Genomic DNA, 22,870 nt, shown 5'->3' with positions numbered 1-22,870 from the left:
AACTCGTTCATGGCGATCATGACGCCGTATCAGGTCGACGACCAGCGTTTCGAGGCGCTCACCCTTCTCAACGTGGAACTCGAGATGCTGTTCGACGGCTGCCGCTGGGCGGAAGGGCCCGTCTGGTTCGCCGATGCCGGCCACCTCGTCTGGAGCGACATCCCGAACAACCGGATGATGCGCCACATTCCCGATGTCGGCACGTCGGTCTACCGACAGGGCGCCAACTTCTCGAACGGCAACACCCGCGACCGTCAGGGACGACTGATGTCCTGCGAGCACGGCGCGCGCCGCGTGACGCGCACCGAGATCGACGGCTCGATCACGGTGATTGCCGACATGTTCGAGGGGAAGCGGCTGAACTCGCCGAACGACCTCGTGGTACGCTCGGACGGCTCGATCTGGTTCACCGATCCGACCTACGGGATCATGGGCGACTACGAGGGCTCGAAGGCCGAGCCCGAACAGCCGGTCCGCGGCGTTTACCGGGTGGACGGGCAGAGCGGTGAGATTCGCCGGGTCGTGGACGACTTCCTCCAGCCGAACGGCCTCGCCTTCTCGCCGGACGAGAGCGTCCTCTACGTCGCGGATTCCGGCGCGAGCCACACCCACGGCGCGCCGACCCACATCCGTCGCTTCCGGGTCGAGGGCGAAACGCTGAAGGACGACGGCGTCTTCTGCGTGATCGACGTCGGCGTTCCCGACGGCATCCGCGTGGATACGGCTGGCAACCTCTGGTCGAGCGCGGCGGACGGCGTCCACTGCTTTGCGCCGGACGGCACGCGCCTCGGCAAGATCCTGGTGCCGCAGGTCGTTGCGAACCTTTGCTTCGGCGGTCCGCGGCGCAATCGCCTGTTCATCACGGCGACGCGTTCGCTCTATGCGATATATGTGGGTGCCCGCGGCCTTTGAGGCCCCGCACCGTCACAGAAGGCTGATGATGCCGTTCGATCCTGCGGTGTTTCCGAACAGCGCCAGGATCGGCGAGGACGCCGCGCTGTTCTGGCTGTCGTAGATCGACGAGAAGCGGACGATGAACTTGTCGAGCTTCTTGGCGTCCTGGAAATCCTTGAAGTCGATCTTGGATTCCAGAAGCTTCGCCTGGCTCTCGATCGCCATGCCGGAAATGCCGGCGGGAAGGCCGAGGGCCGTACGGGCGACCTCAAAGAGCGCCTTGTCGGCGAGGATGCCGTAGGCCGAGGTCACGTCAGGCGCCTTGCGCAGGAAGTAGAGGGCGAGCCGCGCGCCCTCGCTCTGTTCTCCGACCTGGCTCTCCATCGTCTGGAGCAGGAAGCGGTTCTGCGTCGAGAGCAGCTTCGCACCCGACTGAACCCCCTCGCCGTCGCGCTGGATCGTTCCGGACGGCGTGAAGTTGAAGGCCGACACAAGGTCGACATATCGCTTGTCGCCCTTGGCGTTCGCGAAGCTCTTCGGGTCGCCGAGATCGCTCGTGAACAGTCGCTTCAGGTCGCGGTCGGACAGGTTTTCGTCCGAGAGGCCGTACGCCTTCAGCGCGTAGGCGACCGTCTTCTTGTCGTCGAGAAGATCGTCGAGCGACCTCACTTGGCCGATCGCGCCGAGATAGGTTTCGGTGTCCTTGCGGATCAGTTCCTTCTTGGCGGCGTTCACATCGGTTCCGAAGGAGGCCGTGTAGAGCGAGCCGGTCGCGGTCTGCGCGGACACGGACTGGGCGAGACGCTGGGTCGTCGCCTTCCCGTCGGGGCCAAAGTTGAACGCGGCGGCGAGACGCTCGTAGCGTTCGTCCTTGAGACGCGAGACGTAGCTCGTTGGATCGGACGGATCGCTGAGCAGAACGCGCCGGATCTTGGATGACGACTCCGTGCTCGGGTCGATGTCGAAGGCGGTCAGAATGTAGTCGAAGGCAGCCTTGCCGAAGGCGGCGTCGCGACCGAGGAGGTCGTTGATCGTCTTCATGTTGGACAGGCGCGCCTGGAAGACGGACGTCTTGCGCTTGTCGTCCTGCAGGGCGAACGTCTGGTAGTTCTGATAGAACCGGTCCTCGATGCCCTGCGCGTCGAAGCCGGTGGCGAACACGGTGCCGCCGTTGGCACGAGTGCCGTCGGCCTTAAACGCGAAGGCGGCGTTCAGGGCCGTGAAACGCTGCTTGGACGCGATTTCCTCGGCCGTCGTCTCCGGCATCTGCGCGAGCGCGCTGTTGGCGTCGCCACGCTGCGAGCGCAGGATGTTCTCGACGAAGCCGGCCGACGTCAGCGACGGGTCGATGCCAAAGGCGCTGAGCGTATAGTTCAGAAGCTGCGGGTCGCTGGCGAGTTTCCCCGCCGTATCGACGCCGGCGATCGCCTGCTGGAAATAGGTCGTCTTCACGGCGGCGGCTTGCGACGTCGCGCCGGCACCCCTGCTGTCGAAGTAGGTCGAGGAGAGGTCCGCGATCTGCGCCGCGGTCTGCAGCGGCATATTCGCCTTGATGCTGCCGTCGGCATTGAAATTGAACATGTCGCGCAGCGCGACGAGGCCGGGGTGGCTCGACAGCGTGCCGCCCGTCAGGGCCTGGCGGATCGCATCCTTGTTGGAGGGCAGAGGCTCGAGATCGGCGGCCTTCTCCAGGAACGACAGCAATGCCGGGTCGCTGAGGATCGCACCCGCCACATCGGTCGACTGAGGATTGGCAATGCCCTGGACGAGGCTGCCCAGCCTGACTTTGAACGCGTTGACATCGGCGCTGGCGCGCGTGGCGAGCGTCACCCGGTGAGAGCTGTAGGCTTCCGTCAGGGCTTCGGTCTGCGAAGCGGTCTGGATCGCCGCCTTGCTGCTGCTGCCGAACTGGAAGGCGGCGGCAAACTCCCGGTAGCGCTTGTCGACGAGCTTGTTGGCGAAGCTGTCGGTCTTCGACAGGTCGCTTTCCAGCACCTTGCGCATCAGACCCTTGGACTGGATCTGATCTTCCAGCCCATAGGCCTTCATTGCGTATGCGTAGAGCCGCTGGTCCTTCAGGAGGTCTTCCGGCGTCTTCACCTTGCCGATGTTCGCCTTGTAGTAGTCGGCGTCGCGCTCGACGGCCGCCTGGCTCGCGATGCGCGCCAGCGACTTGGCCATGTCGGCGCTGTAAAGGCGGTAGTTCATCAGGGTCGAAAGCACGGCACCAGCCTTTGTCGGGCGCGCCCATGCCGGCGCGGGACATTCGCACCATTCTCGCGCGCCATGATGAACCGTTCGTAAAGAGCGGCTCGTCTACTTGGTCTTCAGGACCTCACCGCCGAGCTGGTTCTTGGGGAGGAAGTCGAACTGGTCGATCATCACGTCTTCCACCACCGGCTTGCCGTATTTGGTGTTGACGTTGTCCTTCAGCTCCGCCAGCAAGGCCGGTAGGTCGTAGCGCTCCGGGTTGCGGAAGTCGAAGCTCGTGACCGAATAGACCGACTTGAACGCCTGATCCAGGATGATGGGCTCGGGCGGCACGGCAAGCGCCGCCGCCGTCTTGCCGTCGATCGTGTAGACGAAGCGGGCCAGGACATAGCCCTGGATGGCGTTCTCGGCGATGATCGGCACGGCGATCGTGTCGGTCTTCTTGTAGTCGAGACCTTCGAAGTAGTTAGCGGGCGGCGGCGCCTCCGGCGCAGCGCCGGCCGCCATGTTGGCGACGGCATAGCCCGTCCCCAATGTGACCAGACACACCCAGATGCCGATGCCGAGGATCTTGATCATCCGTTCCGCCTGCCGCCGTTCTGGGGCGCGACATAGGTGCCGTCGGACTCGGCTTCGGCGATCGCGCGCGTGATGAGACCGGCCACCTCGGCCGTGGCTTCCATGTGAAGCTCGAGGAGACGGCTGTTGTCGTTGAGGCGCTCGCGCAGGACGGTGAGACGCGTGCGCAAGCCGTCGCTGACGCTCTCCGGCTCGATGCCCCGCGAGATGCGGGTCAGTTCAAGAAGGCTCTGGTTCTTGCGGTGGCTGATGTCCCCCAGCCCCGTGTGGTCGCCGGCCTGCAGCGCCATCATCTCCCCGGCGATGACAGCTTCGAGCCTGTTGATCGCCTGTGTCAGAACCGCTTCCAATGCCTCAACCCTTTTCAGATGCGGACGAGCCGCTTGTGTTTCGTTGCCGGGGGCTCCCAACCCCCGGTTCGTCAGGCCTTCGTCTTGGCGACGCCGGGGGCGTCGGCCCCGTCCCGACCGTCCTTCTCGAGCATCTTGGCGATGCCGACCCCGCCGGCCTTCGCCATCTCGTCGCCGATCCGCTCGGCCAGCATCGAACGCCAGATGTTGCCGGCGGTGCCCGTGCCGAAGAACGCGGTGTTCTTCGACGGCAGCATGCTTTCGACGAAGCTGCGCAGCACGAACGCCTCGAACTTCTGCAACGGCTTCATCTCGGCGCTGCGCGAGCTCTGGTGGTGGAAGTTCACCTCGTCCAGGGTCGCGTCGGCGGAAACGGGCGCGGCCTGCATGGCCGCCTCGAAGGCTTGCGTCTGCGATCCGGCATCGACCTTGCGGGTCGCGGCCGACGGCGCGGACTGGTCCGCGCGCAAGGCCGGCAGCGGGCCCGCGAGAGCTGAAACGGTCATGGAGGACAATCCCGGAGTTCGATCGCACCGCGACACCTCGTTCGGTGCCGCGATCGGCTGACACGATTCGTAGACCAGTCCACTTATTCGAAACTTGCGGCCCGTGCGGCGAGATGGTCTTCTAGAGCCAGCAGGAGTTCGGAGCGCTCCGTGGCGGCGCGCTCGGTCGCCTCGGCTTTATCGGCGGCGCGCTCCAGGCGCTTCTCGGTCGCCTGCGCCTTCTGAACCTTCTCGCGCGCGACGGCCTCCCTCGCCTGCGTCTCGCGCAGCACGACGTCGTTCCGCCGGAGCGCCGCGGCCTTTCCTTCCAGAAACAGACCCTGCATCAGCGACTGGGAGCCCAAGGTCTCGAGGAGCTCGCGCTCGGTCTCGCGAAGGCGCGCTTCCTCGCGCACCAGTTCGCCGAGCCGCCATTCCTCCAGCTGGCGCATCTTCTCCTGAACGTCCCGCACGCGCGCGAGACGCGCTGCCCGGCTTTGTCCGCTCATCCGTTCAGCACCCAGTTGCGGAAGCCCTCGATGAACAGCGTCAGGTAGTCGCCGATCGAGAAGCCGAGAAGAACGAGGCCGCCGGCCAGAACGAAGGGCAGCGAGATGAAGTAGACCGGGATCTGCGGCGTCATCTTGTTGGCAAGGCCGATCGCGAAGTTGACGATCACGGCATAGACGACGAAGGGGCTGGCGATCCGCAGGCAGAGGTGAAAGGTCTCGTCGAGATTGTCGACGAGTGAGGCCAGCCCCGAGCGGATCGAGAAGCCAAGCTCGACCGGCATCGCGCGGTAAGACGCCAGAAGTGCCTGCACGATCTCGGCATGCAGGTTGAGTGAGAAGATGAGGACGGTCGCCGTCAGCGTGATCAGCGAGACCAATGCGGGGTCCGCCTCGTGCCCCTCGATCGGCACGCCGAGGGTCTGGCCCATGCCGATCGCGTTGGCGATGACGCTGCCGGAGAACTGCAGCGCGATCATGAAGACGCGGCCGAGAAGGCCGATCAGCAGCCCGTTCAGGAGTTCGCCGAACATCATCGCGATGCGCATGTCGTCGGACGCGCCGCGCACCAGCGGCATAATGTCGGGCAAAAGCCGCGGCGCGACCGCGAAGGCGATCGCCACCGCCACGAACAGGCGAATCTGCGCCGGGATGCGCATGGACGAGAAGCCCGGCAGGACCATCAGGCACGAGCCGATCCGGCAGAACACCAGAAAGGCCGAAAGAACGAGGACCTCGACGTCCGGCGTCACGCGATCGACCCGAGCGCCTTGATGTCGACGCCACGCGCAATCTCGAGATGCGACAGCACCGGCAGGTTGACGAAAATCCGCTCGATCATCATCCGCACGTAGGGGCGCGCATCGGGCGAGGCGACGAGGACGAAGTTCTCGCCCTGGTCGGTCTTCTCGCGGATCACCTTGGAGGCTTCCGTCGCGAACTGTTCGACGAGGCGCGGATCGATATCGAACTCGATGACGTCGCCCTTGGCGTCGCGCTTGAGCGCCTGATGGAAGGCAAGATCCCAGCGGTTGCCGAGGCGCAGGACGCCGAGCTGCCCGTTGTGAAGGAGATCGCCGCAGATCTGCTGCGCCATGCGCGTGCGCACGTGCTCGACGATCTTTTCCGATCGACGGACATGCGGCGCGATCTCGGCGATGGCCTCGAGGATCAGCGTGAGGTTGCGGATCGAGACGCGCTCGGCAAGGAGGAGCTTCAGGACGGCCTGAAGGCCGGAATAGCTCATGTGCGTCGGCACGATCTCCTCGATGAGCCGCTTGTACTCCGGCTCCAGCCGGTCGAGCAGCGAACGCATGTCCTTGTAGGACAGGAGGTGCGCAAGGTTGTTGCGCATCACCTCCGACAGGTGCGTCAGGATGATCGACAGCGTGTCGACCGGTTCGAAACCGGCGCGGCGGGCGGACGAGGCGAAGGTTTCCGAAATCCACGCGGCGCGAAGGCCGAAGGCCGGCTCCTTCGTCAGGTCGTGCGGCATGTCGGGCGCGGGCGCGTCGCCAAGCACGATGAGAAGGTCGCCGAGGCGCACCTCCTGCGTCGCGACCGTGGTGCCATGCACCTTGATCGCATAAGCCTTACCGCCGATCGACAGGTCGTCCGACAGCTTGATCTCGGGGATCACGAAGCCGTAGCGCGAGGCGAAGCGGCGGCGCATCTTGCCGACGCGGTTGGCCAGCTCGTCGCGCGAGAAGGACAGGTGCGCGGCCACCTGCTTGCCGAGCACCAACTCGACCTCGATGATGCGCAGCGACTCCTTGACCGACTGGCGTTCGGCCTCCACGGCCTGAGCCTCCTGCTCGCGCTTGGCGACCTGCACCTTCTCCGCTTCCGTCGCCCGGCGACGCGGGATGACATAGGCGATCGTGCCCAGAAGCACGGAGACGATGGCGAAGGGCATGAAGGGCAGGCCCGGCAGCAGCGACAGCACGAAGAGCAGCGCGGCGGCCACCATCAGCGCGCGCGGGTAGTGCCCGAGCTGCATCATGATGGCGCTCTCGGCCGCGCCGCGCGTACCGCCCTTCGAGACCAGAAGGCCGGCGGCGAGCGAGACGACGAGCGCAGGGATCTGCGTGACGAGACCGTCGCCGACCGACAGCTTCACGAAGACGTCGGCGGCATGCGCGGCGTCCATGCCGTGGCGCGTGACGCCGATGATGATGCCACCGAAGATGTTGACGGCCGTGATGATGAGACCGGCGATGGCGTCGCCGCGCACGAACTTCGAGGCACCGTCCATCGAGCCGAAGAACGAGCTTTCCTCTTCCAGTTCGCGGCGACGGGTCTGCGCCTGCTTCTCGTCGATGAGGCCGGCCGAAAGGTCGGCGTCGATCGCCATCTGCTTGCCGGGAATGGCGTCGAGGGTGAAGCGCGCACCGACTTCCGCGATACGCGTCGCACCCTTGGTGATGACGAGGAAGTTGACGGTGATCAGGATGATGAAGACGACGATGCCAATGACGAAGTCGCCGCCCATCACGAACTGCGAGAAGCCGCCGATGACGTAGCCGGCCGCGTTGTGGCCTTCGTCGCCGTGGCTGAGGATGACACGCGTCGTTGCGATGTTCAGTGACAGGCGCAGCATGGTCGCCAGCAGCAGCACCGTCGGAAAGGCCGAGAAGTCGAGCGGCTTCTCGATCCAGAGCGCTACCATCAGGATCAGGATCGACAGCGCGATCGAGACCACGAGACCGATGTCGATCAGGAAGGACGGGATCGGAACGAACAGCACCGCGAGGATCGCGACGATGCCGAGCGCAAAGCCGATGTCGCGCATGCTGGCGCGCGGCGGCAGCGCTGATGAGGGAATCTTGAGGGTGTCGACGGCCATGCGCATCGGTCCTGGACGGCTGGCCGGCGCGCGGCACGGACAGCGGGATCGTTAACGCTTTCTTGCCATTTCGATCTGGAGCCGGGCTGGCGCAGGGCCCGAAACGAAAAGGCCCGAACCGCGTGCGGTCCGGGCCTTTTCTATGCTTTGCGCAACTGAGGTCGTCAGAACCCGTGCTCGATCCGCGAGAAGGTTTCCTGCGTGAAGGCGTAGACCTGCGCGCCTGTAAAAGAGGCCGTGAAGGCGATGATGACGAAGATCGCGAGGATCTTCGGAACGAAGGTCAGCGTGACCTCCTGGATCTGCGTCAGTGCCTGGAACAGCGCGATCACGATGCCGACCAGCATTGCGCCGCCGACGGCGGGCCCGCAGGCGGCGACCACGGTCCAGATCGCGGACTGGACGATGTCGATGGCGTCGGCCTCGTTCATGCTACTCGACCTTGATGCCGGCTTCGAGGAGTACGAGCTTGCCGTCGGCGAGCGTGGCGACCGCACCGTCGCTGGCGACCTGGATCGACTTCACGACGCCGCTGACCGACCCGTCGCCGGTGGTAACGGTGCGCCCGATCAGGTTGTTCGCCTGCGTCAGCGTCGAGAGCGTCGTCATCGCCTCGAGCTTCTGGTTGAGCTTGATCGACTGCTCGACGTTCGAGAACGAGGCGAGCTGGCTCATCTGCTGGGTCGGATCGGTCGGGTTCGTCGGATCCTGGTTCTTCATCTGGGCGACGAGAAGCTTCAGGAAGGCGTCGTAGTCGAGCCCGGTCTTCATCTCGCTCGAGACGCTGCCGGAGGACTTCGTCGCTGCGGCCGTGGTCGCGGCGTTCGTAGAGACGTTGGAGACGGTGGACATGACTATCGGGCTCCCATGGCGACGACCGGACGGGCGATCGGCTTGATCTCTGGCATCACGACGCCTTCACCCTGCATGACGAGGTCCTCTAGCGGCAGCAACGAGCGGAGCCGCTTCAGTCCTTCGAAGTTGCGCTCGCGGTGGACGAGATCGACGACATCCTGGATGCCCGAGCGAATCTCGGCGGACGAGAAGGCGGCAAGCAGCGAGGGATAGGTGCGGTCGAAGAGCGCCCGCGCCTCGGCGGCGCCGGCCGGGTCGATCAGCATCAGCTGAATGACGAAGTAGAGCTGGCGAAGGGGCGTCGTCGCGTCGTCGGCCTGCATGACGTGGCTTTCCAGCAGGAACGTCACGTCGTTCATGAATTCCAGATGCGTCTTGCGATCGACGCGCATCACCGCGCCGTTGACGAAGATCCGTTCTCCGGCACGCAGCGTGATCCGAAGTGTGGACATCGTTACTCTCCGAGACCGTCGCGGATCATCGCGGTGATCTCGATCATCGCGGAGAAGTCGTCGCTGCGTCCAAGACGGATGGCCTCGGCCTCGCGCATGATCCAGAGACCGATCGAGATCAGCGCGGCGCGGAGTTCCTCCGGAAGCGCATTCTCGGGGTTGGCAAGATCCTCGACGAGCACGCTCCAGAGGCTGCGCGTCAGGTAGATCGCCTCGACGGCTTCGCGCGACTTCGGGCCGGCGGCCTGGGCGCGCTGAAGGGCGGCCACGGTACGGTCAAGCGCCTCACGCTCGCGGTCGCGAGCCGTCGCGGAACTCTCCGAACTGACTTCCGCATAGGAGAACTGGTACATGCTTCGTATCCCGTGAGGCTGGTTCGCGGCTGCCTGGCGATCATGCCGGCCGTTCGAAGGGGTCAGAGATAGTTCAGAAGGCTGAGGTTCTTCAGGCGCCCGGTCACCGTGAACGAAGCCTGCAATTGCGTCTCCAGGGCCGACACCCGGAGGCCCGCCTCGGCGGTATCGACACCTTCCAGACGGTCGATCGCATTCTGGACCAGCGCCTTCTGGGTGTTCAGCGCGGTGTTGGCGATCTCGACGCGGTTGAGGCGCCCGCCGATCTGCGTCTGCAGGGCTGTCAGGCCCTTCATGCCGTCGCCGACCCTCTCGTAGGCGGCCGAGGCGACTGCCGTGCGGGCATCGGCGCCCATCTTGTCGAGGCCGACGCTGCCGATCAGGGCATAGGCCGCCGTGATCTTGCGGATCGCGCTGTCGCTGGTGCTGAGCGACGACTCGATCGTCTCGGTCTTCGAGATGCGCGACACGACGGGCGTGTCGGACGCGGTCGACCAGTCGTTCCAGCTTGGCTGGAGCGGTGCGGTCGGAGGCAGGTTGTCGGCGAACATGTCGTCGAACCGGTAGATCTGGCCGCCGGTGGCAGTGAAACCGTCTTTCGAGAAGTACCGGGTGAGCTCGTCCTTCGTCACGGTCTCGGGCGTCTTGCCGGCGGCGGCCAGAAAGGCCTGGAACTGCGTCGCGACGACGTTGCTGGCGTCGGTCATCGGCAGCTGGTCGGTCTGCGCGCCGGCGAACAGGTACTGGCCCGTAATGTTGACGTTGAGCGAGCCGATCAGCGAGCCGAGAGCGCCCTTGGCCGCGATCATCGAACCCGCAACCGCATCGGCGTTCGCCCCGTTCGCCACCACCGTCATCAGGTTCGACGAGACGGATTCCGCCGAACTGCGCAGATCGTCGAGCGTGTCGTCCATCAGCTCGAGGCGGCTGGTGACGAGATTGTTCGACTCCAGCATCTTCACGATGCTGGTCTCCTGCGAATGGTACTGGACCGCATCCCCCGTCAGCCGACCGAGGGTCATGCCGATATCGGCGTGGCGCCCCGAACTCAACTCCGTCGTCGCGTCCTTCAGCTCGGACTGGAGACGCAGGATCGTCGCTCGGGTGGCGGCGTTGAAGGACAGCGAGGAAATGCTCATGACTTACGCGATCCGTCAGATGGATTGGAGAAGCTGGGCCAACATCTGGTCCACGGTGGAGATGATCTTGGCCGACGCCTGATAGGAGCGTTCGAGTTCGATCAGGCGGGTCAGCTCGACATCGAGATTGATGCCGGTCTCGCTGGACAGCGTCTCGTTGGTCTTGTTGACAAGCGTCGCCATCGACGTCGCGGAATTGCTGGCGGCGGTCCGCGACTGCTGCACCCAGCCGATCGAGGAAGCTGCGTAACCGGCCAGCGTCGCCTTCGGATTGGCACCCGCGTCGCTGGAGAAGGAGCGGGCCGTATCCAGGGCCTTGCCGAGCGCCACGATGCGATCGCTGAAGCCGCCGAGCTTCGTCGGCGAGCCCGGGTTGTACTGGTAGTTCACGCCGTCGCGCACCAGCGTCGGATCGGCGCCAAGGCCGGCGGCAATCGTCAGGTTCGAGCTGAGGCCACGATAGACCGGCTCGGGATCAGGCGTGCCGGTCCCGGCGGTGACGCCGGCCGCCGTCATGTTGGCGGAAAGCCCGGAGATTGCGAACCCGATGCTATCGCCGACGCCGGTTGCCGACATCGACAGCGCGGTGCCCGTGCTGGTGACGGAGATGCGTCCGGCGCCGAGCGTCGCTCCCGTCGTGGTCTTGGCGCCCGCGACAAGCGACTGAAGGCGGCTGGCGAAGGCTGCCTCGCTGGCGAGATCCGCGGCGGTCAGCGTTCCGGAAGCCTGGTAGGTCGTGCCTTCGTAGGTGACCGTGAAGGACACGTCCTTGTCGGCCGCAAAGGCGCCAGGCGTCGTCAACGCGCCGGCCGAAACGGGCCCGGTGGTCGTGGACATGTCGACGGTCGAGGTGAAGAGGCCGGTCTTGGCGACGCCCGTGCCCGACGGATCGAACTCGGAGAAGGCGGACACGAGGCCGCGGGCCAGTTCGTCCAGCTGCGCGCCGTAGGTGTTGGCGATCTCGTCGCGGACTTCAGTCAGCCCGGCGATCTTGCCGGTCTTCACGGGCATGTACGACTTTTCGCCGGTCACGGCGACGCCGTCGATGTAGAAGCTGTTGCCCTCGGCGCCCGGCGCAAGGGAATTCGTCGACTGGTAGGAAACGCTACGCGCCGTGTTCTCGAGGAGCGTCACGCCGGAGTCGGTGTAGATCACCATGTCGTTGCTGCCGCGCAGTTGGACGCTGACGCCGACATACTGGGACAGCTGCGTGACGAGCCGATCGCGCTGGTCGGATTGGTCGGTGATGTCCTGGCCCTTGTTCGTGCCCTGCACGATCTGGCGGTTGACCGTTTCGAGTTCGGCCAGGATCTGCTGCATGTCGGCAGCCGCTGCCACCAATCCGTCGTCCGCGTCGCGACGGATCGTGTCGACGGTCGCGGCATGGGTGCGGATGGTGGTGACGACGTCCTGAGCGGCCTGCACGGCGTTGCGGGCGAGATCGAAATTGCCCGGCGTGTTGGCCAGCGTCGAAAGCGCGTCGTTCAAGGCGGCGATGCGGGCCTGCGGCGACTCCTTGGCCGCGGTGTCGCCGAGGATTTCATTGATCCGCGAGTAGGCGTCGGACTGAGTGACGGCGACCTGCAGCTTCGAGGTCGCGTCCAGCATGTTGCGGAAGAGGACCGAGTTGGAGGCCTGCGAGATCGAGGAAACGGTGACCCCACCGCCAGCGCCCGTCACCACGTTCGCGATCTTGCGGGTGGCACCCGCCGTGTTCACATTGGCGATGTTGCTCGAGACGATCTGCGTCTGAAGCTGCGACGCGGCCAGCGACGACTTGGCAGTGTTCAACGCGGCAGAGAGCGACATGGGAGCAATCCGGTAGGGTACGAAGGACGATCGGTCCGGCGGCGCGCCGCAGTCCTGCGACGCGCATTGCTGTCAGGAAAGGTTGGGAACCGACGCCGTCAGCGCTTCAGGTTCACCAGCACGTCCATGATTTCCGAACCGGTCTGGAAGACCTTGGAGTTGGCGGTGTAGGACCGCTGGCTCTCGATCATGGTGGTGAGCTCGGAGGCCATGTCGACGGTGGAGTTCTCGAGCGCACCGGAGATCAGGTCGCCGAAGCCGTCAGATCCGCCGAAGCCCATCAGGACGCTGCCGGATTCGAGGCTCGGCGCAAAGGCGTTGCCGGACAGGACGGTCATGTTGTCGGGCGCGGCGACCTTGGCGAGCGGGATCTTGTATAGCTCGCGGGTGGCGCCGGACGTGAAGGTCGCGAGCACCGTGCCGTCCTTGCCGACGTTGACCTTATCGATCACCTCGGCGGGGTTGCCGTCGACCTTGGCTTCCAGCGGCTGGTTGTCGCCGGTGAACTGGGTCGTATTGCCGATGTCCAGATTGAAGGCCGCGACACCGCCGATGCTGGAGAGGTCGATGTCGAGGATTCCGGTCGCGGTGCCGTCGATCGACGCCAGCGAGTAGTTCTTCGTGGCGTCGAACGCGAGCGTCGCCGTCTTCAGCGGGCCGTCATCGTAGGGGAATGGGCGGTTGGTGCCGGTCTTGCTGGCACCGCGGCTGTCGAAGACCGTAACCTCCCACTCGTTATTGGCGTCGCTCGTCTTTGTATAATAAATGTCGAGCTTCACCGCCTCGCCGGAGTTGGTGTAGACCACCAGCGAGTTCGAGACCGTCTTCTTCGGGTCGGGCGTCTTGTCGGTGTTCGCAGATGGCAGATCGCCGGTCTGCTCCGTGAAGTCCTTGTTCAGCGGGATCGTGAGGATGCCCTTGGTGCTCGGGCTGGCGCTGAGGAGGCCGGCGTTGAGGTTCACGGGCTTGAGCCCGGCGAAGCCGTTGAGGACGAAGTCGGTGCCCGTCGCACCGACCGGGTAGCCCTTCAGCGCGTAGCCGGCGGCGTTGACCAGCGTGCCGTCCGGCTGCTGCATGAAGGAGCCGGCGCGCGTCAGGACGTTGCCGCCGTTGCCGTCGTCGACGACCAGGAAGCCCTGGCCGGAGATCGCAAGGTCGAGCTTCTTCGAATTGACGGAGTTGGCGGTGTAGCTGAGGCCGCCCTGCTCGCTGATCAGCGTGCGCACGTTGGCCTCCACCGCTCCCGAGTTGTACTGGCCCTTGCCGTTGGCCAGCATCTGCGAGGTGAACTCGGTGGTGGTCTGCTTGTAGCCGTTGGTGTTGGCGTTCGCGATGTTCTCCGACACCGCGCTGAGGCGCGTCGCCTGCGCGTTCATGCCGGAGACGCTCGTGCGCATTAGGCCGCCGATGCTCATACTGCCACCCTTATCCGTTACCTCAGATTGCATTCACACTAGTGGGAATGGCTTGCGCGAAGCTGCTGTCACATAGAATTTAAATAACATATCATTAACCATATCTTCATAAATCGAAGGGCCCGGCACTTTCGTGCCGGGCCCTCAAAGTCGTTCGTCTACTTTACGAAGCGAGTTGCTTCAGACGCCGATACCATAACCGAGGTAACGCTTCGACGAGACCGGATCATAACCGAGACGCATCTTGAGCTTCTTGCGCAGCTTGGAGATGTGGCTTTCGATGACGTTCTCCTCGACGTTCTCGTCGAAGATCCCGTAGATCGCACTGAACAGCTGCTGCTTCGAGACGCGGCGACCCTTGTTGGCGACCAGATACTCGAGGATGCGGCGCTCGCGGCGCGGCAGCACCATCGGCTGGCCGGCGACTTCGGCGTCGCGACCGTCGGCGAAGACGCAGATCTCGTCGACCGTGGTCTTGGCGCGGTCGATCGTCACCTCGCGGCGGCGGATGGCGCCGACACGGGCCAGGATTTCCTTGACGTGCACGGGCTTGGCGACGACGTCGTCGATGCCGGCCGCGAAGAGGTCGAGCGTGGAGGTCAGGGCCTTGGCTTCGGCCAGGGCGATCATCGGGGCGGTGGAGCGGCTGCGGACGAGGCGGGTGAAGGCGCCGCGCTCGGGGAAGTCGCCGAGCAGGAAGGCTTCGACGGCCGACAGGTCGTTGTCGGACGCGGACTCGACCCAGTCGCGGAATTCGTCGACGCCGAAACCGGCGGAGGAGACCCCTTCCGTCCCGAAGAGGGACTTGTAGCCGTTCGTGACCAGCTCGCGATTGTCCACAACTACGATCATTTGTCCCCGCCGCGTGACTTGCGTTTCGTTAGGAAACAAATAACCAACCCACCGCGAATCGGGCCATCCCCAAAAATCACTATAGGGTTAATGGTTCGTAACAGTCAGCGTCGATTTACCATTTGTTGACAGACGCTTGTTCGGAACCATTCACATTCGAGATAAATCACGGACCGTTGATTTTCAATCTATCCGTGCAAGCTATCGCGAGTCTTGCAACCGTTTTGCGCTCGATCGGGTGTCGCAACCTCGGGTTACGAAAAGAGAAGGGATGCCGAAGACCTGATGGCCGACGGCATCCCCTGTCCGATTGCTCAGAGATAGGTCGATCCGGCCTGAGACTTGGCCGGAGAGCCGTCGTCGCGGCCCTGCTGGGTGGGACGGCGTCGGCTCGCCTGCTCGTCCGATCCGCTGGACTGGCCGCGGGCGTCGGAGCGCCCCTCCCCCGCCGGACGACCGCCCTGGTCGTTCGGCTGCGAATTCGTTCCGCTGGCGTCCGCGGTGCGCAACTGCCCGTTGTCCCGCGTGATAACCGAGATCGCAGCGTCGTCGAGCGAGAAGCCGGCATGCTCGAGAAGCTTGCGCAGGGACGCTTGATCGTCGAGCAGCATCGAGGCCGTGTCGCTCCGGCTGGCGGCAAGTTCCAGCGTCAGCCGTCCCTCGTTCAGCCGCATCGACACGTCCACGGTGCCGAGGTGCTCGGGATGGAGCTGGATCGTCAGCGTCTTGAGCGCGCCGCCGCCGGCCCGCATGCGGAGATGGGCGTCCGAGCTGGCGGGCGCGGACTGGGCCGGCGCCTTGGCAGGATCGCCGAGCGCCTCCATGATCGGTCCGGCCACCTGCCCGGCCAGGTTGTAGGGCGACGAGGACGGGAGCGGCGACGCGATCGAGACGGTGCCCGATGCCGCGTCCGCGCTTCTGGCCGCGCTTCGACGGTCCGCCAATTCGCTGAGGGCCGACTTCGCAGCGGCCGAGCCGTCGCGTCCTGCCTCGCGGCCCGAACCATCGGACGCGCCGCGTCCGAGTCGCGCGAGTGCCTCGTCGAACCGCATCGGCGGGCTGGCACCGTCGTCGGCCACACCCTTGGCAACATCGCCCGCCGCCGACTTGCCGTCGCCGACGCGTCCCTTGGCGATGTCGGCGAGGGCTGCGGACAGCGCGCCGGGCGCGGCGCCCTTGGACTTGGCGTCCACGACGGGGGTCGCCTCGTCCTTTGCACCTGCCTTGCCCTCCACCAGAACCATGCCGTCCTGGTGCGGCTCGAAATGCGTTTCCATGCGCAAGACGTCGAGCTTCATTCCGCCCTTGGTCTTGCCTTGCGCCTCTTCGGCGATCGCGACCTTCTGCCCCGCGCGTTCGAGCGACAGCTTGGTCTCGCCATCGGCCTTGGCGTGCTCCTTGGCGACCTGCTTCGCAAGCTTCGCCGCGGCCTTGGCATTGGTGACGGCCGCGAGCGAGCCGAGGAGAGCCTGGAGCTGGTCGGCCTTCACATCGTGCTTGTCTTCGGAGGCCGCATCGTCCGCGTCCTCAGGATCCACCAGCGCCGCGTCGTTCGCGGCCGGCTCCGGCTTCTCGGCGTCGGCCTTCGACGTTCGGTCGTTGGAATTGGCGGAACGCTTGCCCTCGGCGTCGCGCACCGCCCTCCCGAACGCATCGCCGAGCACGCCGCGATCGGCCTCCGGATTGGCGGAAGCGCGGGCCGGTCCGTCCTTGTCGAGCGGCGCGAGGGAGAGATCGATCTTCATGGATTACGGCTTCTTCATTTCCTTGGAGGCGGCGTCGAGCGCGGCCCGCGCCCGTGTCAGAACCGACGAGGTGTCCGGTTCCGGCGGAGCGGGATTGCTCACCTCTGTCATCAGCGCCGGCTTGGCCATGGAGTCCAAGACGGAATAGGCGGCATCGAGGATCTTCTGGTCCTCGACATGCAGGAGGCTTCGGTCGATGCCGTCTAAAGCCTTTCTCGAAGCGGTCTGGTCGTCGGCGCCGAGCGCGGAGGCCGTCCGATAGAGGCTGGCACGGGCTGCGTCGCCGGGCTCCAAGCCGTCGAGGGCGATCGCCTGGTCGGCGGACTGCGACGCGAAATGGAGGTTGCCCGCCACGAGCGAACGGCGGGCGGCCGCGAGATAGAGCCGCTGCTGCCGGGCGGTTGGGAGCCCCGCGACGACGCCGTCCATGGCGACGAGCGCCGCCTGCGGATCGGCCATGGCACGGCCGACCACGAGGGCGACGTAGCGGGTCTCGAAATTCGCCGCATAGCTGGAGTCGTGATAAGTGTCGAAGTAGCGCCGCGCCATCCGGTCGGCGTCGTCGTGCGCACCGGCATCGTCCGCAAGCGGCGCACCAAGACGCAGCGCCGCCTCCTCGATCAGCGTGCCGGGCGCGAGCAGCCGGGCGTTGGCCAGATCCTCGATCGCCTTGTCGGGATGGTCGATCTGGTGGATCTGACCCAGCGCGAGACTGACCTGCGCGGCCAGCACGGGCTCCAGATCGTCGATCGAAATCGACTCGAGCTTCGTCGCCGCCGTCTTCAGATCGTTCCGCACATAGGCCAGCGCTCCGTCGAACAGGGGACGCTCGGCCTCCGGCAGGCGTCCTTGGTCGAGCAGCGTCGCGATGACGTCGGGCGTCCCGCCGCTGAAGGTGAAGAGCACGATGGCGCGGGTGTTGCGCGGATCGTTCCAGACCTCAGGCGCGGCTTCGACGAAGGTGCGGGCGAAGCGGCGCAGGAGCAGAGCCTGCACGCGGATCGCGCGCACGTTGCCCCGCGCCACCTGATCCTGCAGGAACTGCACCGATCGCATGACGTCGAAGGGCATCGGCGTGCGCGTTTCGGTCCAGTGCGTGTCGCGACCGCCGGTCAGTTCCGGCGGCGCTTCCGGTGAGGCGTCATGGGCCGCGCCCGTAGCCTCTCCTCCGGCACCCGCTTCGGCGGTCGGCGCGGGCGCCGGGTCGGCAGACGCGGCGGCCGTTGCCTCTGCCGCGGCCGGCTCGGCCTGTCCCGCGGCTTCGGGCACGGCGGGTGCCTCCATGCCGCGCGCGGGCAGCATGGACGCACCGATCAGCAACGAGCCGAGCAGGAGCCGCAGAGAGTTCTTCACGCCTTGGGTTCTTTCAAGAGGATCTCGATGCGCCGGTTGCTGGCGGCCTCGGGATCGGAAGCATTGCTCGGCTGACGGTCGGCGACGCCTTCGATCGCCTCCACCCGCTTGTCGTCGAGGCCACCGCGGCGAAGCATGTAGTAGGCCATGTGGGCGCGGTCGGTGGACAGGCGCCAGTTGTCGATCTGGCCGTTGCCCGAATAGGGCCGTGCGTCCGTATGGCCGCGGATGACGATGTCGCCCGGACGGTCCTTGAGGATCGCCGCGATCTTTTCCATCAGCCGGATCGCGTCGGCCGTGGGCCGGGCCGAACCGATCTGGAACATGCCGGTGTCGAGCGTGTCGGCGAGCGAGATCGTGACCGTGCCCGATCCCGCATCGCCGCTCTTCACCTGGACGTCGGCGACTTCCGTTCCCGGCACGCTGGCGTCGATCTCCTTCTGCAACTCGGCCGCATCGCTCTGCTCGGGCGTTGCCGGCGCGGCGGGTGCGGCAGCAACCTCGACCGGCGGCGGCGCGGGCTTCGGCGGCTCGACGGCGACCGTCGCGAAATCGTCGGCAGTCACCTCGACCTCCTTGCCGGCGACGGCGTTCGGCGTCAGCTGCCAGGACGTTGGGTCGAACGGATCGCGGTAGGCGTCGCCACCGTTGAGGCCCGGAAGCCCAGTGCCGTCGGGCTTGCCGACCGCCTTTCCGGTGTCGCCCATCGCCTCGTTCTCGGCGACGATCTCGGCCAGCACCGCATACGGATCGCGGAAGATCGCCTGATCCTCGCCGCCCTTGGCGTCGCCGCCGACGGGCTTGCCGCCGGGGGTGCCGGGCGTCTTGCTGTCCTCCGCGGCGGGACCGGGCGTCTGCGCCGGGGCCGACGGGTCGCGCGCCACACCGTCCGTCGGCGGCAGCGGGTCGTTCAGCTCGATCGGGTTGAAGTACTGGGCGATCTGGCTCTTCGTCGCCTCGTCCGACACGCTGGTCAGCCACATCACGAGGAAGAAGGCCATCATCGCCGTCATGAAGTCGGCGAAGGCGATCTTCCAGGCGCCACCATGGTGCCCGTCCTCGCCCTCGCCGCTGCGACGGACGATGATGATCTCGTGCCGCTCGGTATCGAGTGCACTCACGAAAGCGCCTCCTCGACGGCCTTCAGCCACGCGGCGAGACGGGTCTCGATCACGGTCTGATTGGCGTCGATGCGAACGTCGGCATAGGTCTCGTCAGGATCGAAGGAGACATGGCGGGCGTGATCGCCGAGCTTGTCCTCCAGCGAATGCAGAAGATCGCTCGGGCCGGATGCCGCGATCTTCACCGTGGTGCCGTCGAAGGCGATGGTCTTCACCGCGCCCGCCAGCTCGTCCACCGTCATGCGCTTTCGCGCGTCGAGCACGAGGGGCCGCAGGAGCGAGCTTAGCGTCGTCTTCAACGCATCCTCGAACACCGCCATCTGCAGGATGACGAGATCGGCGAGCCGGTCGCCTTCGGTCTCGACCCACTGCCGGCGCGCCTCGGCGAGCACCCCCTCGTGGTCGGCTGCCAGCGTCTGGCGAAGGGCCTCGATGCGTTCGGCGGACGCGCGCTCCAGATCCTGGCGCACCGCCTCGCCAGCTTCGGCGGCACCGTCCTGGTGGGCCTGGGCCAACGCGATCTCATGGGCTCGCAGAAGCGTTTCACGCTCCCTTGCCCAGGCCCGGCGCTCCGCCTCGACCTCACGCAGCGGCACGCGCGGCTCGGCCGCGGGACGCGGCTGGACGGGCGCGACGCCCGCCGCCTGCAGGGCCTTGGCCGGCATCGCCGTCGGGCGCATGGCGGGCATGGGAGCGGCAGGCTTAGCCGCCGCGCGCGCCGCCGGCGCGGCCTGCGAGGAGACCCGCGGCAGGCCAGCCTCGAAGGCGCGGGGAGCGGCGACCGGAGGCCGGCGCGGCGCCTGGGCCCGCAGCGGCACGAACTCGTCTTCGTTTTCGTCCGACAGGAATTGCGCGAGAGGGATCATGGCTTAGGCCGCCTCTTTCTGGTGAATCCACTGCTTGAGGATGGCCGCCGCTTGGGCTTCGTCGAAATCGACGAGCTTCTCGAGGCGGACCTTCGGCGAGTTGGCACGGTTGCGGGTGAGTTCGTCGAACAGGTCGTCGTTTGCGGGCGGCTCGCCGTAGCCCAGCGAGGCCACGAGGTCGGCGCCGAAGCCGGGAGGCGTGTTGAGCGGGCCGAGATCGTTGTCGAGCATCGGGTTCTGCAGTTCGATCGGCCCGTCGCCCGTCAGCATGGCGTCGTCGACGTTGTCGTTGGCGGCCGGGGCCGAGATCGCGCGGATGGCGGGCTTCAGGCCGAACCAGATGACGAGCACGGCGACCACGAGGATGGTGAGCGCGTTGACCATCGTGCCGGACTGCTTCAGCAGCATCTCGCCGTAGCCGAGCGAAGGCACGGGCTGGAGGTCCTGGCCATTGGAGACGAAGTCGACAGCGGTCACTTCGAGCTGGTCGCCGCGGCTGTCGGTGATCCCGGCCGCCGAGGCGACGAGGGTCTTCACCTCGGCGAGCGCGGCGTCGATCTGCTCCTGCGTCGGGTTCTCGCCGAGCGTGGCAGCGAGCCGGGCACGGTTGACGACGACGGCGATCGACAGGCGGCGCACGTCGTAGCCGTCGGAGACGGTCTGCGTGGTGGTCTCGTTGATCTCGTAGTTGGTCAGCTCTTCTCGGCGCTCCTTGGCCTCCGACGAGGAGGTGCCGTTGGCGGCGGGCTGCGGGGCGGCCTGGGGCACGTTCTGCGCGGCGGTCGCCGCATTGGCGTCGGCGGCCTGGTCGGTCGACTGGCCGGTCTCGCGCACCGTGCGCGTCGAGCGCTCGACGCGGCCGTCCGGGTCGAACTTGCGCGAGGAGATCTGGCGCCGGTCGGTATCGAGGCGGGCGATAACGCTGGACTGGAAATTGCCGACGCCAAGATACGGGGCGAGCGTGCGGCGGATCGAGTCCTGGATCGAGGAGGAGACGATACCCTCCATGCCGAGTTGCTTGGTCGAGGTGGCGTTGGAGGCGTCGTCACCGGAGGCAAGCAGCGTGCCGTCGGTGTTCAGCACCGTCACCTGGTCGACCTGCATGCCGGGAATGGCGGAGGACACGAGGTGGCGGATCGCCTGCGCGTTGGCAAAGTCCTCGGTGTTGTCGGTGCGGATCACGACGCTGGCCGACGGCTTCTGGCTCTCGCGGCGGAACGAGCCCGGCTCGGGCAGGACGATGTGGACGCGCGCAGCGCGCACGTCCTTCAAGGTCTGGATCGTGCGGGCGAGTTCGCCCTCAAGAGCGCGGACGCGCGTTACCTCTTGCATGAAGGTGGTAAGACCCATCGAGCCCATGGAATCGAAGAGCTCGTATCCCGCGTTCTCCGACCGCGGCAGGCCCTTTTCCGCGAGCAGCATGCGGGCGTTCGCGGTCTGCGAGAAGTTGGTCATCACCGTGTCGCCGGCCGCGTTCACGTCGAACGGAATGCCCGCCTCGGTGAGCGCCGCGCCGATGCGCGTGACGTCCTGCCGGTCGAGGCCCGAATACAGGGACTCCATCGTCGGCTTGGACAGGTAGAAGGCGGCGAGGCTGACGAGCGCGATGGCGACGACGCCGATCAACGCCAGCGCACCCAGCTTGCGGCCGCCCAGCGCCTGAAGGTTGGACAGGAGTTTTTGGGCCTCGGCCCGAGCGACCATCGCCATGCGTTCGCCTGCGGAATGCGGGAAGTGATGGCGTCACTCTGGGGGCACAAGCTTGCGCGGACGTGATGACCTTACCGAATGATGAAGGATGAAGGACTCGAGGTACGATCCGGAATCGAAAACCCTCCGGCACGGGGAGCGCCGGAGGGTCGCTTGCTAAGCCGTCGGCAAGTGGCGCGACGGGGAGACGCGATGCGTCGCCTAAGGCTTAGCGGAAGAGCATGAGGATGTTCTGGGCCGAGTTGTTGCTCATCGAGATGGCCTGGTAGGCGAGCTGCTGGCGAACTTGAAGCGCCTGCATCTTGGCGGTTTCACGCTCGAGATCGGCGTCCACCAGACCACCGAGGGCGTTGTTGCGGACGTCGGCCATCCGGTCGTTGAAGCTCATCGCGCTGTCGAGCCCCTTCGACACGGCACCAAGCTTGGTCGCGATGGCTGCAATCTCACTTTGCGCCGTCGCAGCGTCCGTCGACGTGAAAGCCGCCAAGCTGGCTGCATCAGTAACGGCCATCAGTTCGGTCATGCCGGCGCCAGCGGTCGGAAGACCAGCAGTGTAGGCGACGGTTCCGACAAGCGCCCCGTCCGAAACGCCGGTCGCAACGGAAAGGTTGTTTGGTGCGCCCGCAGCGCCGAGAAGGTTCTTGCCGTTGACCGTCGAACTGCCCATCAAGGCGGTGATCTGGGTCTGGAAGGCAACGACCTGATTGACTTGGCTTGTCGTTGCCGTGCCGCCAGCTGCTGCGACAGAAGCGGTGATCTTGGCGACCTCATCAACCAGCGCGCTGATCTCGTCGAGTGCGGCGGAGGCGGCATCGACCTGGGCCTTGGCGGTGCTGAGGTTCGACTTGACCGACTCGGACGCCGAGATGTCGGAGCGGATCTTCGTGGCGGTCGCCCAAATCCCGGCGTCGTCCTTCGCAGAGCCGACACGCAGGCCCGTCGCGATGCGGTTCTGGGTCGTGGTGAGATCGGCGTTCACGCGGCGCAGAGCGGCCATGGCGACACCGTTATTCGTCGTGCTGATAGCAACCATTGTCTTTTCCCCGTTTATCTTGAAGCTTTTGTTTGAGCCGTTGCTCTTTGCTTCGAAGACAAAACTACCGGGGAACTCGGAATACCTGCTGTATTGGATCGCTAAAATTGAATCATATCGGGCATTCGGACCTATGGACCTAAAGTATAGATGAAAATCAACTTCGGGGTCGGCGCGGTTTCGATTCAAATTGGATACATTTTCGGCTAAGCCTCTGAAATGCCGCCAGGCGTCCAGCGTGCAACGCAGAAGGCCCCCGGACCGGTAGGTCCGAGGGCCTTTTGGAAGGGGCCT

The 22,870-nt window shown here is 65.8% G+C and carries 22 protein-coding genes; 1 reads left to right on the top strand and 21 read right to left on the bottom strand.

Annotation, left to right across the window (positions count from 1 at the left end):
- Nucleotides 1-9 precede the first annotated feature (9 nt).
- The gene (locus tag ACLNGM_RS12085) at nucleotides 10-912 is read left to right on the top strand and encodes an SMP-30/gluconolactonase/LRE family protein (protein WP_416355106.1); all 903 of its coding nucleotides are present in this window, start codon (nucleotides 10-12) and stop codon (nucleotides 910-912) included.
- 12 nt (nucleotides 913-924) lie between these two features.
- Here ACLNGM_RS12085 and ACLNGM_RS12080 read toward each other — a convergent pair whose 3' ends face one another.
- From ACLNGM_RS12080 to ACLNGM_RS11980, 21 genes are all read right to left on the bottom strand, one after another.
- Nucleotides 925-3,117 carry a DUF1217 domain-containing protein gene (locus ACLNGM_RS12080; protein WP_416355105.1) on the bottom strand — a complete coding sequence of 731 codons (2,193 nt, stop codon included), beginning with the start codon at nucleotides 3,115-3,117 and terminating at the stop codon, nucleotides 925-927.
- A 93-nt stretch (nucleotides 3,118-3,210) separates the two neighbouring features.
- On the bottom strand, nucleotides 3,211-3,684 hold the full coding sequence (locus tag ACLNGM_RS12075; protein ID WP_416355104.1) for a hypothetical protein: 474 nt from the start codon (nucleotides 3,682-3,684) through the stop codon (nucleotides 3,211-3,213).
- A complete protein-coding gene (locus ACLNGM_RS12070) occupies nucleotides 3,681-4,034 on the bottom strand; it encodes a flagellar protein FlgN (RefSeq protein WP_416355103.1) in 354 nt (117 codons plus the stop codon). The genes ACLNGM_RS12075 and ACLNGM_RS12070 overlap by 4 nt, the downstream gene beginning before the upstream one ends.
- Before the next feature lie 71 nt (nucleotides 4,035-4,105).
- Complete coding sequence (locus ACLNGM_RS12065; protein WP_416355102.1) at nucleotides 4,106-4,540, bottom strand: rod-binding protein; 435 nt, start codon at nucleotides 4,538-4,540, stop codon at nucleotides 4,106-4,108.
- A gap of 83 nt (nucleotides 4,541-4,623) precedes the next feature.
- Nucleotides 4,624-5,028: a hypothetical protein gene (locus tag ACLNGM_RS12060; RefSeq protein WP_416355101.1), complete on the bottom strand. Its 405-nt coding sequence runs from the start codon at nucleotides 5,026-5,028 to the stop codon at nucleotides 4,624-4,626.
- The gene (locus ACLNGM_RS12055) at nucleotides 5,025-5,780 is read right to left on the bottom strand and encodes a flagellar biosynthetic protein FliR (protein ID WP_090960443.1); all 756 of its coding nucleotides are present in this window, start codon (nucleotides 5,778-5,780) and stop codon (nucleotides 5,025-5,027) included. The genes ACLNGM_RS12060 and ACLNGM_RS12055 overlap by 4 nt, the downstream gene beginning before the upstream one ends.
- Nucleotides 5,777-7,873: a flagellar biosynthesis protein FlhA gene (gene flhA / locus ACLNGM_RS12050; protein ID WP_416355100.1), complete on the bottom strand. Its 2,097-nt coding sequence runs from the start codon at nucleotides 7,871-7,873 to the stop codon at nucleotides 5,777-5,779. Before flhA ends, ACLNGM_RS12055 begins: the two co-directional genes overlap by 4 nt.
- A 164-nt stretch (nucleotides 7,874-8,037) precedes the next feature.
- Complete coding sequence (gene fliQ, locus ACLNGM_RS12045; protein ID WP_090960449.1) at nucleotides 8,038-8,304, bottom strand: flagellar biosynthesis protein FliQ; 267 nt, start codon at nucleotides 8,302-8,304, stop codon at nucleotides 8,038-8,040.
- 1 nt (nucleotide 8,305) lies between these two features.
- Nucleotides 8,306-8,725, bottom strand: coding sequence for a flagellar hook assembly protein FlgD (gene flgD / locus ACLNGM_RS12040; protein WP_416355099.1), 420 nt, complete (start codon nucleotides 8,723-8,725; stop codon nucleotides 8,306-8,308).
- Between the two features lie 2 nt (nucleotides 8,726-8,727).
- Nucleotides 8,728-9,180 (bottom strand): flagellar biosynthesis repressor FlbT, encoded by a 453-nt coding sequence (gene flbT, locus ACLNGM_RS12035; RefSeq protein WP_090960455.1) that lies wholly within the window; start codon nucleotides 9,178-9,180, stop codon nucleotides 8,728-8,730.
- Between the two features lie 2 nt (nucleotides 9,181-9,182).
- Nucleotides 9,183-9,533, bottom strand: a complete 351-nt coding sequence (flaF, locus tag ACLNGM_RS12030; protein ID WP_090960458.1) for a flagellar biosynthesis regulator FlaF — start codon at nucleotides 9,531-9,533, stop codon at nucleotides 9,183-9,185.
- Nucleotides 9,534-9,595: 62 nt separating this feature from the next.
- Nucleotides 9,596-10,672, bottom strand: a complete 1,077-nt coding sequence (locus ACLNGM_RS12025; RefSeq protein WP_416355098.1) for a flagellar hook-associated family protein — start codon at nucleotides 10,670-10,672, stop codon at nucleotides 9,596-9,598.
- 15 nt (nucleotides 10,673-10,687) lie between these two features.
- On the bottom strand, nucleotides 10,688-12,481 hold the full coding sequence (gene flgK, locus ACLNGM_RS12020) for a flagellar hook-associated protein FlgK (protein WP_416355097.1): 1,794 nt from the start codon (nucleotides 12,479-12,481) through the stop codon (nucleotides 10,688-10,690).
- Between the two features lie 98 nt (nucleotides 12,482-12,579).
- Nucleotides 12,580-13,896, bottom strand: coding sequence for a flagellar hook protein FlgE (locus ACLNGM_RS12015; protein WP_090960465.1), 1,317 nt, complete (start codon nucleotides 13,894-13,896; stop codon nucleotides 12,580-12,582).
- Between the two features lie 180 nt (nucleotides 13,897-14,076).
- Nucleotides 14,077-14,748, bottom strand: coding sequence for a response regulator transcription factor (locus tag ACLNGM_RS12010; RefSeq protein WP_090960468.1), 672 nt, complete (start codon nucleotides 14,746-14,748; stop codon nucleotides 14,077-14,079).
- A gap of 314 nt (nucleotides 14,749-15,062) precedes the next feature.
- Nucleotides 15,063-16,493 carry a flagellar hook-length control protein FliK gene (locus ACLNGM_RS12005; RefSeq protein WP_416355096.1) on the bottom strand — a complete coding sequence of 477 codons (1,431 nt, stop codon included), beginning with the start codon at nucleotides 16,491-16,493 and terminating at the stop codon, nucleotides 15,063-15,065.
- Nucleotides 16,494-16,496: 3 nt separating this feature from the next.
- A complete protein-coding gene (locus tag ACLNGM_RS12000) occupies nucleotides 16,497-17,846 on the bottom strand; it encodes a hypothetical protein (RefSeq protein ID WP_416355095.1) in 1,350 nt (449 codons plus the stop codon).
- Complete coding sequence (locus tag ACLNGM_RS11995; RefSeq protein ID WP_416355094.1) at nucleotides 17,843-18,967, bottom strand: flagellar motor protein MotB; 1,125 nt, start codon at nucleotides 18,965-18,967, stop codon at nucleotides 17,843-17,845. Before ACLNGM_RS11995 ends, ACLNGM_RS12000 begins: the two co-directional genes overlap by 4 nt.
- On the bottom strand, nucleotides 18,964-19,833 hold the full coding sequence (locus tag ACLNGM_RS11990; RefSeq protein WP_416355093.1) for a hypothetical protein: 870 nt from the start codon (nucleotides 19,831-19,833) through the stop codon (nucleotides 18,964-18,966). The genes ACLNGM_RS11995 and ACLNGM_RS11990 overlap by 4 nt, the downstream gene beginning before the upstream one ends.
- Nucleotides 19,834-19,836: 3 nt before the next feature.
- Nucleotides 19,837-21,543, bottom strand: a complete 1,707-nt coding sequence (gene fliF, locus ACLNGM_RS11985; protein ID WP_416355092.1) for a flagellar basal-body MS-ring/collar protein FliF — start codon at nucleotides 21,541-21,543, stop codon at nucleotides 19,837-19,839.
- Nucleotides 21,544-21,751: 208 nt separating this feature from the next.
- Nucleotides 21,752-22,765 (bottom strand): flagellin, encoded by a 1,014-nt coding sequence (locus ACLNGM_RS11980; RefSeq protein ID WP_416355091.1) that lies wholly within the window; start codon nucleotides 22,763-22,765, stop codon nucleotides 21,752-21,754.
- Nucleotides 22,766-22,870: the final 105 nt, after the last annotated feature.

It is taken from the genome of Aureimonas phyllosphaerae, assembly GCF_047943035.1.
Lineage (GTDB): Bacteria > Pseudomonadota > Alphaproteobacteria > Rhizobiales > Rhizobiaceae > Aureimonas > Aureimonas phyllosphaerae.
This window is presented reverse-complemented; position numbering and strand designations above follow the sequence as displayed.